The organism is Halomonas sp. TH-94, assembly GCF_057473365.1.
Map to the genome: position 1 here is coordinate 73939 of NZ_JBYCKL010000065.1, position 10842 is coordinate 84780.

Consider the following 10842-nt stretch of genomic DNA (forward strand, 5'->3'; position numbering starts at 1 on the left):
GGAGTTTACGCCGCCAGGCTTCGGCTGTCATGACCCATCAGGATCGTAACAGGGCGTGGCGCAAGGAAATTATTTCCCGACTTGCACCGAGCTCATGCCCGCCGGGGCCGAATCGGCGCTCCTCCAGCTCGATCGAATCGGCCGATGCGCGCCACTCCAGCCAGGTCATGGCACGGGTGCCATACTGCTCGCCAACGATGAAGGGCGGCGACAGGCGGCGCTCCAGCTCAAGACCAATACCGGTATCCGGCAGGTGGCCGTCATCGGCCGGCTGGGTGGCGGAAAATGCTTTCAGGGCATCTTCCGGCCAGCGTCGACGAAGCGCAGCAGCTAGCCCCTGTCGCGCAGAGATCAACTTTGGCCATGGGGTATCGAGGGTGGCATTGGAGAGCCCATGAAGACCGGCCGGAACCTCGGTGAGCAGCAGCCTGTCCCGGCTGCGGTGCAGGTGCCACAGCCGGTCGCCGTCACCGGCCAGCAGATTGAAACCGGCATAGCGCCAGCCCTCGCCCGCGGCGTGCTCGGCCAGCCAGACGGCCAAGTCCGGACATTCCAAAGCGTCACGCACGAGATGACCGCGGCTGGGCGCGCCGGGGTCAACGACGAGCGACGGATCACGCACGTTGGTCACTGCCGCGATTCGCCCCCGCCGATGGACGGCCAGCCAACTACCGCCGGCCTCCAGATCGCGGCCACCGACGATGTCGGGCGCCTCCTGCCATGCCCCCAGGGGAGCTGCCGGCCGCTGATGGAATTCATCGCGATTGGCCACCAGGCGCAGCGGTATCGGCGTTCGTGGGTGGAAATCGAAAGCGATCAGACACATGGGCTCACTCAGTCCCTCGGTGGCAAGAGGTGAGCCAGCTGCCATTCGCCAAGACGCATCAGTAGATGACTGCGCACGGCCGCCGGCGTATTGAGTGCCAGCGTTTCCTTTACCAGCGCCTGAGCCGCATCGTACGAGACCCGGCGAATCGCGGCTCTTACCCGCGGCAGACTGGGCGCATTCATCGACAGCGAGTCGAAGCCCATGCCCATCAGCAACAGCGCTCCGGCAGGATCCCCAGCCATTTCGCCACAAACGCAAATCGGCTTTTTCAGGCGCTTGGCCTCTTCGGCCAAACGTGCCATGGCGCTCACTACGGCGGGATGACAGGCGTCGTAGAGATTCGCCACGCGCGGGTTGTTGCGATCCACCGCCAGCAGGTACTGCGTAAGGTCGTTGCTGCCCACGGAGAAGAAATCGACCCGCTCGGCCAGAGCGTCCAGTTGATAGAGCGTCGCCGGGACCTCCAGCATCACGCCGACCTTGGGACGCGGCGAGACGACACCCTCCTCACCCAGTTCGCGAATGGCACGATCCAGCAGGCGCAGGGCGTCGTCGACTTCATCGACGTTGGTCACCATAGGCAGCAGGATCTGCAGATTGTCGAGCCCCTGAGAGGCCCTCAGCATGGCCCGCAGCTGCACCATCAGGACTTCAGGATGATCGAGAGTGACGCGAATGCCACGCCAGCCGAGAAAGGGGTTGGCTTCGTCGATGGGGAAATAGGGCAGGTCCTTGTCGCCGCCGATGTCGAGGGTGCGCATCACCACCGGCAGCGGTGCGAAGCTTTCCAACTGGTCGCGATAGAGCCGCGCCTGTTCCTGCTCGCCCGGGAAACGCTCGGCAATCATGAACGGCACTTCGGTGCGGTACAGCCCGACGCCGCTGATGCGCTTCTTGAGCGACACCGTGGTGTCGATCGCCAGGCCTGTATTGACCATGAGCGGCATGACGTGGCCGTCGGGCGTTTCGCTGGGCAGGTCCTGCTCATGCTCCAGCACCTCGCTCAGGGCAGCCTCTTCGGCGATCAGACTGGTGTAGCGAGCCTTGAGCTCGTCGGTGGGACGCACGAAGAGCCGCCCTCGATGGCCATCGAGGACCACCTCGGCGCCGGAGAGCCGCGGCAGCGGCAGGTCGACCATGCCCGACACGGTAGGAATGCCCATGGCCCGTGCCACGATGGCCACGTGAGAGGTGCTCGAGCCGCGCATCGAAACCAGGCCGGCAAGGCGCTCACGCGGCACTTCGCCCAGCATGGCAACGCTGATCTCGTCACCGATCAGAATGGTACTCTCAGGGAAGGCCGCGGGCGTCTGAGGAGTCTCTTCCTGCAGATGTGCCAGCACCCGGCGCCCCAGGTCGCGCACGTCGGCGGCCCGCTCGCGCAGGTAGTCGTCATCTACCCGCTCGAGGTACTGAACGTGGCGTCGCACCACATCGGCCAAGGCGCCTGGCGCCCACTGCCCCTCGCGAATGCGCTTCTCCACCTCCTGAGAGAGCGCCGCCTCACTGAGCATCTGCTGGTAGACCTCGAACAGCGCCAGTTCCTGGGCGGAGATACGGTTGGCCAGACGCTCGCCCGCGGCACGGATCTCCTCGCGCACGCTCTCGATGGCTACCTTGAGCCGGGCGATTTCGTGTTCGACATCGGTGGGAATCAAGTCGGGAACGCTGTCCAGATCGGCCAGCGGCGCCACTACCACCACTTCGCCGATGGCCATCCCGGGAGAGGCGGCGACGCCGGTGAACAGCGCCTGACCGCCGGGCAAGGTGGGCTTGCTGAGGCTGCCTGTGGCAAGGGCATGGGCCAGAACGCCGGCGAGCTGCGCCCCCATGGTGATGAGGAAGGCTTCGTCCTCCTCATCGTAGCGACGCTTCTCCGCCTGCTGTACGACGAGTACGCCGAGCATGCGTCGCTGGTGGATGATGGGCACGCCGAGAAAGCTCGAATAGCGCTCCTCACCGGTGGCCTCGAAGTAGCGGAACCGCGGGTGCGCGGGAGCATCTTCCAGGTTGAGCGGTTCCTCACGCTCGCCCACCAGACCGACGAGCCCCTCCCCTACCCGCAGGCTGACGTGACCTACTGCCTGGCTGTGCAGACCGATGGTTTCCATCAACACCAGAGCTTCCGTCTCGGCGTCATAGAGATAGAAGGAGCATACGTCGGTGCGCATGGCCTTGCGAATACGCCGCACCATGGTCGCCAGCGCCGCATCGAGATTGCGAGCGCCGTTGACCTCCTGTATGACCCGGCGCAACACCTCGAGCATCGGCGTCTTGCTTTCCATTGTTGTCTTCCCTCGCCTGCTGAGGAGTCAAGGCCGAGCGCCGCCAGCGAATCGCAGCGCTTCATGTCGGGGCCCTGCGCAGCCCCTGTCGTACGTACAGAAACCCTGCACGCTCAGCGTCCTTCCAGCGCCAGCCGTTGCGCTCGCGGCGAAAGCTCGCTCAACGCCCGGCGATATACCTCGCGCTTGAATGGCACCACCTGCCCCAGCGGATACCAGTAACTGACCCAGCGCCAGTTATCGAACTCGGGTTTCTCCGAGCCGTCCATGCAGATGCGGCTCTCCTGACAGCGTATCCGCAAAAGGAACCACTTCTGCTTCTGACCGATACAAACCGGCCTCGAGTTCATGCGCACCATGCGTCGCGGCAAGCGATAGCGCAGCCATCCCCGGGTACAGGCAAGCAACTCGACATCTTCGGCGGTAAGGCCGATCTCTTCTTCAAGCTCACGGAAGAGCGCCTGTTGCGGTGTTTCGGTTGACTTGATGCCTCCCTGGGGGAACTGCCACGCGTTCTGTCCTACCCGACGCGCCCAAAGCAGTTGCCCCCTGGCGTTGGCGATTATGATGCCAACGTTGGGACGAAAGCCGTCAGCGTCGATCACGGACGTCACCTTGTGAAATTCATCGTTGCCTGCATTCTTCCACAAGGGCGCGAAGTGCATCAATACAACGTTGGAGCTGAGCACCACGGCAGCAGAAAAAGCACCGGCGGGCTTAGCAGCGTGAGCGTTGTCTGACATAATCGCCAGCTTTTACGAAAAGCAGCATGACTTTACTCACCACATCGCAAGGGGTAAGCCGTGAGTCTGGCCATCTTCGATCTGGACAACACTTTGCTCGCCATCGACAGTGATCACGCCTGGGGCGAGTTCCTGCTCGAACAGGGCGCAGTGGATGCCAAGGCCTACCGTGAAGCCAACGACCGCTTCATGGCCGACTACGAGGCGGGGACGCTGGATATCCATGCCTTTCTCGCCGTGGCGCTCAAACCGTTGGCCGACAACAGCCCCGAACAGCTCGCCGCCTGGCATCAGCAGTTCATGGCCAGCAAGATCGAACCCAATATTCTGGGCAAGGGCGAGGAGCTGCTGGCCCGCCATCGCAGCCGTGGCGATACCCTGTTGATCATCACCGCCACCAACCGCTTCATCACCGGCCCGATCGCCGAGCGACTGGGCGTGGATCACCTCATTGCCGTGGAACCCGAGGTGCGCGACGGCCGCTATACCGGCCGGGTCAGCGGTACACCGAGCTATCGGGAAGGCAAGGTCGAGCGTCTGGCGGAGTGGCTGGCCGACAAGGATTACACCCTTGAGGACGCCTGGTTCTACAGCGACTCTCACAACGACCTACCGCTGCTCGAGCTGGTGGAACATCCGGTAGCGGTGGACCCCGACCCCACCCTGAGAGAAGTGGCCGAGCAGCGCGACTGGCGCATCATGTCTCTTCGCGACTGAACCTGCCCTGCGGCGTAGAAAAGGAAAACCCCGAAAGCCAAGGCTTTCGGGGTTTTTTAACAGCGATTCACTCGCCCAGGCATTCGTTACCCAAGCAGATGCTCGACAGCGGCACGCTCTTCCCGCAGTTCGTCTTCCGTAGCCTTCATCTTGGCGCGGCTGAACTCGTCGATCTCCAGACCCTGGACGATCTCGTAGTCGCCATTCTGGCAGCGCACCGGGTAGGAGTAGATGATGCCTTCCTCGATGCCGTAGCTACCGTCGGAGGGGATCGCCATGCTCACCACGCCGTCGGTGCCCAGCGCCCAGTCGCGCATGTGGTCGATGGCGGAGGAAGCGGCGGAAGCCGCGGAAGAGGCACCGCGCGCCTTGATGATCGCCGCGCCGCGCTGCTGCACGGTGGGGATGAAGTCGTTTTCGTACCAGTCGCGCTCGACCAGGTCGAAGGCCGGCTTGCCGTCCACCTTGGTGTGGGCCAGGTCGGGGTACTGAGTGGCGCTGTGGTTGCCCCAGATGATCATGCTGTCCACGTCGGTGACACGCTTGCCGGTCTTCTGGGCCAGCTGGGTCAGAGCACGGTTGTGGTCCAGGCGGGTCATCGCGGTGAACTGGCGCGGGCTGAGGTCCGGCGCGTTGCACGAAGCGATCAGGGCGTTGGTATTGGCGGGGTTGCCCACCACCAGCACGCGCACGTTGCGGCTGGCGTTGTCGTTCAGCGCCTTGCCCTGAACGGAGAAGATCGCCGCATTGGCTTCCAGCAGATCCTTGCGCTCCATGCCCGGGCCGCGCGGACGGGCACCGACCAGCAGAGCGAAATCCACATCCTTGAAGGCGACGTTGGGGTCGTCGGTGGCGACGATGTCCTGCACCAGCGGGAAGGCGCAGTCGTTCACTTCCATGACCACGCCGTTGAGCGCGTCCATGGCTTGGGGAATCTCGAGCAGTTGGAGAATGACCGGCTGATCCGGGCCCAGCATGTCACCCGCGGCAATACGGAAGATAAGGGAGTAGCTGATCTGGCCAGCGCCGCCGGTAATGGCAATACGTACGGGATCTTTCATTGTTGCTCCTTCGGTTGAGCCGCCATGAGGGAATATGAAGATGAGCCTTGCGAGCGCTTGCCCGCCCTGGCCGGGATTCGGACCGCCAAGATGTTATGCTTGCACCGCACAAAACTCAATCCGACCTCTGACTAGGTGACCTCATGAGAGAGGGCACCCATGCATGACGACTGCCTCATGCGAGATCATGCGCTATCATGCAATGCTTGATTAGCCGAGAAAGCTGCACGATTCAGCCAGCTCGGCTCCGCGCGACGCAGCACTCGCTGCGCAGACCTGTTTACCGTGCTACCGCTACCGAACCAGGGAAGGCCGCATGCCCAGACGTCCCCCCATTTCCGCCATGCTGGCCGCTCTGGTGCTGCTGGCCATACTGCTGTGGCTGGCGCTCGGCGACATACAGCGCTTTCAGCAGCAGGCCCCGGCTGGCGACTCCCCGGCAGGCGAAGCGCCGGTCAGGGTCGAATATCGCACCAGTCAGGCCACCGCTTACCAGCCTCGACGAGTGGTTCAGGGCCAGCTGGAAGCTGTTCGCGAGGTCGAACTTCGCACCCGGCATGCCGGACGAGTCAGTGAGCTGCCTGTGACACAGGGCACCGCAGTGGAAGCCGGCACGCCCCTGCTGGTCCTCTCCCGCGACGCCCTGGAGGCACAGCTGCAGCGAGCCGAGGACCAGCTCGAACTGGCACGCGCAGAGCTGGCAGGGGCCGCCAACCTGCGCCAGCGCAACCTGATTTCCCAGCCCGAGCTGCTGCGCCTGCAAAGCAGCGTCAGCGTAGCGGCGGCAGAAGTCGCCGAGCTGCGCCAGGCACTCGACGAGACTCGCCCCGCCGCCCCCTTCGACGGCGTCCTCGATCGGCTTTACGTGGAGCAGGGTGAAGTGTTGCAGGTCGGCGAGACCTATGCCCGCCTGATCGACGATCGTCGACTCAAGCTCAGCGCCTGGGTCGCCCAGCGTGACGCCCCCGACCTGAGCCCGGGGCTGCCTGCCGAAGCCCGGCTGCTGGACGGCAGCCGACTCTCCGGCGAGCTGACCCACGTGTCGAGTCGTGCCGAGGAGTCCACCCGCTCCTTCTATGTCGAGGCCGAATTCGACAACCCCCAGCGCCGCCGCCTGGCAGGTGCCAGCGCGACCCTTGCCATCACTCTGCCCGAACGTGACGTGCATCGCTTCTCGCCGGCCCTGCTGGAACTGGACGACCAGGGCCAATTGCGAATCAAGCACCTGGACGAAGATGCCAGGGTGGTTTCCACGCCGATCACCCTGGTCGCCGCCGATGCCACCCAGGCGAGCGTAGCCGGGCTGCCCGAGACGATCCGGCTGATCACCCTGGGCGGTGGCTTCGTTTCCCCCGGCGATGAGGTGGTCGCCGTACCGGCTCCCGACGCGGCCGGAAACGGCTCTGCCGGTGATGGCGATCTCGATGCAAGCGCCGTGCAGGAGACACCCTGAACATGCGCACCCTGATCGAGGCCGCACTGGACCGGTCACGCACTACCCTGCTGCTGCTGCTGGTCCTGCTGATGGCAGGCCTTGCCGCCTGGCAGGCGGTGCCCAAGGAGGCCAATCCGGACGTTCCCATTCCCATCATCTACGTCTCGCTGGCCCTGGAAGGCGTGAGCCCGGAAGATGGCGAGCGGCTGCTGGTGCGGCCCATGGAGCAGGAGTTGCGCACCATCGAGGGCGTGCGCAAGATGACCGCCCAGGCCAGCGAGGGGCACGCTGCCGTCACCCTGGAGTTCGATGCCGGCTTCGATCCCCGCCGGGCGCTGGCCGACGTCCGTGAGCGGGTCGACATCGCCAACGCCTCCCTGCCCGATGAAGCCGAGGAGCCGCGCGTCTTCGAGGTCAACGTCGGCCTCTTCCCGGTACTGACCCTGGGGCTGTCGGGGCCCATCGAGGAGACCCGGCGGCTGGCCATCGCTCGCCAGCTGCAGGACGCCTTCGAGGGCGTGCCCGAAGTCTTGGAGGTCGACATCGGCGGCGAACGCGAGGAGCTGATGGAGATCGTCATCGACCCGCTGGTACTCGACAGCTACGGCGTGGATTTCGACACCCTGTTCAACCTCATTACCCGCAACAACCGCCTGGTCGCCGCCGGCAGCCTGGATACCGGTGCCGGCCGCAGCCCGGTCAAGGTACCCGGCATCATCGAGTCGCTGGACGACGTGCTGGGCATGCCGGTGAAAGTCGACGGCGACCGGGTAGTGACCTTCGCCGACGTGGGCTGGATCCACCCCACCTTCAAGGACCCCGCCGGCTTCGCCCGCATCGACGACGAACCGGCCCTGGTGCTGGAGATTTCCAAGCGCGCCGGCGCTAACCTGATCGCCACCATCGAAGGCGTGCGCGACATTCTCGCCGACGCCGCACCGCTGCTCCCCGAGGAGCTCTCGATCACCACTATCATGGACCAGTCGGTCACCGTCGATCAGATGCTCTCGGAGCTGCTCAACAACGTGCTGACCGCCGTGGTACTGGTGTTGATCGTGATCCTGGCGGCGATGGGCGTGCGTTCGGCGCTGATGGTGGGGCTGACCATACCCGGCGCCTTCCTTACCGGCATCCTGCTCATCTGGACCATCGGCTACACCCTCAACATCGTGGTGCTGTTCGCTCTGATTCTGGTGGCCGGCATGCTGGTGGACGGCGCCATCGTGGTCAGCGAACTGGCCGACCGCAACCTGCGTGAGGGACAGCCACCGCGCGAGGCCTGGGTCAACGCCGCGTCCCGCATGAGTTGGCCGGTGATTGCCGCCACCGCCACCACCCTGGCGGTATTCTTCCCGCTGCTGTTCTGGCCCGGAGTGGTCGGGGAATTCATGAAGTACCTGCCGGCCACGGTGATCCTCTGCCTGCTCGCTTCGCTCGCCATGGCGCTGATCTTCCTGCCCACCCTGGGCGGCGTGTTCAGCGTGCGCGCCAGCAGAACCGTGCACGGCGAAGAGATGATCACCGCCGGCGGGCGGCTGTATCGCGCCACCCTGGCCCGGCTGCTGGCGTGGCCCGGCATGACGCTTACGATCGCCCTGCTGCTGATGGCGCTGATCTTCGTCGGCTACGGGCGTTTCAATCACGGCGTCGAATTCTTCCCCGCGGTCGAGCCGGAAAACGCCCAGGTAGTGGTGCGTTCCCGCGGCGATTTCTCGGCCCTGGAGAAGGACGCCATCGTACGCCGGGTCGAGTCGCGACTGGCCGGCATGAGCGAGGTGCAGGCGCTATATGCCCGCTCCTACGGCGTGCCCAACGAACAACTTGGCAGCGACGTGATAGGCGTAGTGCAGTTCCAGCTCATCGACTGGCAGGAGCGCCGTCCAGCCCAAACGATCATGGATGAAATGGCCGAGCGCACCGGCGACCTGCCCGGCGTGGTACTGGAATTTCGCGAGCAGGAGCAGGGGCCGGGAGGCGGCAAGCCCATCGTGCTGGAAATCAGCGCCCAGCTGGCGGAGGACAGCACCGCGGCGGTGGAGACCATCCGCCGCGAAATGGAGCGGCTGGGTGGCTTTCGCGACATCGAAGACAATCGCAGCCTGCCCGGCATCGAATGGCGCCTCAACGTGGACCGTGCCGCGGCCGCCAGGCTGGGAGCCGACGTGGCTGCCGTGGGCAGCGCCGTACAGCTGGTCACCAACGGCCTGCGCGTGGCGAGCTACCGGCCGGCCCATGCGCCGGATGAAGTCGACATCAGCGTGCGCTTTCCCCATGACTGGCGCAGCATCGATCAACTCGACCGACTTACCCTCAACACGTCCCGCGGGCAGGTGCCGATTTCCCATTTCGCCAGCCTGGAGCCTGCTCCACGGGTCGGCACCCTGCACAGGATCGATGGCCAGCGCGCCATTACTCTGGAGGCGGACGTGGCCCAAGGCTATCAGCCGGACGAACGACTGCGAGCGCTGCTCACGGCGCTGGGCCCACCGCCCGAGGGCGTCCGGGTCAACGTCGCCGGCGAGCAGGAAGACCAGGAGGAGGCGAGCCGCTTTTTGATCACCGCCTTCCTGGTCGCCATCGGCCTGATGCTGCTGATCCTGGTGACTCAGTTCAACAGCCTCTACCAGGCCCTGCTGGTGCTGTCGGCGATCGTCTTTTCCACTGCCGGGGTACTGATGGGCCTGCTGATCAACGGTCAGCCGTTCGGCATCGTCATGGTGGGCATGGGCATCATCGCCCTTGCGGGCATCGTGGTGAACAATAACATCGTGCTCATCGACACCTACAACGAGCTGCGCCAGGCGGGTCTGGCCCCCTACGATGCAGCGCTGCAGGCCGGTGGACTGCGCCTGCGGCCGGTACTGCTCACCGCCATCACCACCGTGCTCGGCCTGATGCCGATGGTGCTGGAGATCAACGTCAACCTGTTCGCCCCGAGCCTGGGTATCGGCGCTCCCTCCACCCAGTGGTGGACGCAGCTCTCCAGCGCCATCGCCGGCGGGCTGGTATTCGCCACCGGCCTGACGCTGCTGCTGACGCCCTGCATGCTGATCCTCTGGCAGCGCCGGGTTCCGCAGCGCGAATCGGTCGAGGGCGAACCGGCGACAACCTGAAGCGACCTTCGAAACGACGCCGCCCCGGACCAGGGTCCGGGGCGACGGCGGAAAACATGAGCGGTCGAGCGGCCTAGCGCTACTCGGTCTGATCTTCCGTCAGCGGCGTGTGCGCGGCGTGCAGGCGAGCGATCAGCTGATCCTCCAGCGCAAAGCGCTCGGTGAGCCCTTTGGCGAGGCGATCGAGCCAGGCAGGCAGGCGTGGCAGGAAGTGCTGGCAGCGGACTGGCGTAGAGAAGTCGGCATCGAAGGCCAGGACCAGTTCGGTGGAGAGTTCCAGGCGCTCGAGCAGCTTGCCGGCGATTTCCAGCGCATCGTGATCCTCGAAGGCGTTGGCCTCCTCGCGCAGCTGCGGGTAGATTTCGAAGTGACCGGCGCTGATGTAGTCCATCAGAAGCTCACTGAAGCGATCGATCTGTGGCTTGTCCACCGCCTCGAGTTCGGTGTCGCAGGCCTCCTTGAGCTCAATGAAGCTGACCAGCAGCTCCCGACGCTCATCGAGCCATCGGTCGATCAGCTGATGCACGCCACCCCAGCGCTCCCTGGCTGTCTTGCACTCTTCCAGCATCGTGAGCCTCCTTCCCTTGTAAGCCGGTTGCAGCCCGGACCCTGCCGAACCCAAATGCCAGACTCGCCGCTGCCAGCCTGAGTGTCAATCC

Annotated in this window: 8 protein-coding genes; 3 read left to right on the plus strand and 5 right to left on the minus strand. The window is 64.8% G+C overall.

Annotated features, from left to right (window positions below; genetic code table 11):
* Positions 1-37 precede the first annotated feature (37 nt).
* The 3 genes from AC2VNO_RS12715 to AC2VNO_RS12725 all read right to left on the minus strand — a co-directional run bounded on the left by AC2VNO_RS12715 (position 38) and on the right by AC2VNO_RS12725 (position 3719).
* Positions 38-826 (minus strand): NRDE family protein, encoded by a 789-nt coding sequence (locus AC2VNO_RS12715; protein ID WP_486934452.1) that lies wholly within the window; start codon positions 824-826, stop codon positions 38-40.
* Between the two features lie 8 nt (positions 827-834).
* Entirely contained in the window at positions 835-3096 is a 2262-nt protein-coding gene (ptsP, locus tag AC2VNO_RS12720) for a phosphoenolpyruvate--protein phosphotransferase (protein ID WP_486934485.1), read from the minus strand.
* 131 nt (positions 3097-3227) lie between these two features.
* Positions 3228-3719, minus strand: a complete 492-nt coding sequence (locus AC2VNO_RS12725) for an RNA pyrophosphohydrolase (RefSeq protein WP_486934453.1) — start codon at positions 3717-3719, stop codon at positions 3228-3230.
* Positions 3720-3917: 198 nt separating this feature from the next.
* On the opposite strand from AC2VNO_RS12725, the gene AC2VNO_RS12730 reads away from it, so the two are divergent.
* On the plus strand, positions 3918-4574 hold the full coding sequence (locus AC2VNO_RS12730) for a histidinol-phosphatase (protein ID WP_486934454.1): 657 nt from the start codon (positions 3918-3920) through the stop codon (positions 4572-4574).
* 86 nt (positions 4575-4660) lie between these two features.
* Here AC2VNO_RS12730 and AC2VNO_RS12735 read toward each other — a convergent pair whose 3' ends face one another.
* Positions 4661-5635, minus strand: a complete 975-nt coding sequence (locus AC2VNO_RS12735; protein ID WP_486934455.1) for a malate dehydrogenase — start codon at positions 5633-5635, stop codon at positions 4661-4663.
* 316 nt (positions 5636-5951) lie between these two features.
* Here AC2VNO_RS12735 and AC2VNO_RS12740 point away from each other — a divergent pair, with 316 nt between their 5' ends.
* Positions 5952-7088, plus strand: coding sequence for an efflux RND transporter periplasmic adaptor subunit (locus tag AC2VNO_RS12740; protein WP_486934456.1), 1137 nt, complete (start codon positions 5952-5954; stop codon positions 7086-7088).
* A 2-nt stretch (positions 7089-7090) separates the two neighbouring features.
* Positions 7091-10183: an efflux RND transporter permease subunit gene (locus tag AC2VNO_RS12745; protein ID WP_486934457.1), complete on the plus strand. Its 3093-nt coding sequence runs from the start codon at positions 7091-7093 to the stop codon at positions 10181-10183.
* A 79-nt stretch (positions 10184-10262) separates the two neighbouring features.
* Here the strand turns inward: AC2VNO_RS12745 and rsd are convergent, their stop codons facing one another.
* Positions 10263-10751 carry a sigma D regulator gene (rsd, locus tag AC2VNO_RS12750; RefSeq protein WP_486934458.1) on the minus strand — a complete coding sequence of 163 codons (489 nt, stop codon included), beginning with the start codon at positions 10749-10751 and terminating at the stop codon, positions 10263-10265.
* Positions 10752-10842 lie beyond the last annotated feature (91 nt).

Coding starts and splice junctions, on each gene's coding strand:
- AC2VNO_RS12715 (WP_486934452.1), bottom strand. CDS start 826: ATGTGTCTGATCGCTTTCGATTTCCACCCACGAACGCCGATACCGCTG.
- ptsP (WP_486934485.1), bottom strand. CDS start 3,096: ATGCTCGAGGTGTTGCGCCGGGTCATACAGGAGGTCAACGGCGCTCGC.
- AC2VNO_RS12735 (WP_486934455.1), bottom strand. CDS start 5,635: ATGAAAGATCCCGTACGTATTGCCATTACCGGCGGCGCTGGCCAGATC.
- AC2VNO_RS12740 (WP_486934456.1), top strand. CDS start 5,952: ATGCCCAGACGTCCCCCCATTTCCGCCATGCTGGCCGCTCTGGTGCTG.
- AC2VNO_RS12745 (WP_486934457.1), top strand. CDS start 7,091: ATGCGCACCCTGATCGAGGCCGCACTGGACCGGTCACGCACTACCCTG.
- rsd (WP_486934458.1), bottom strand. CDS start 10,751: ATGCTGGAAGAGTGCAAGACAGCCAGGGAGCGCTGGGGTGGCGTGCAT.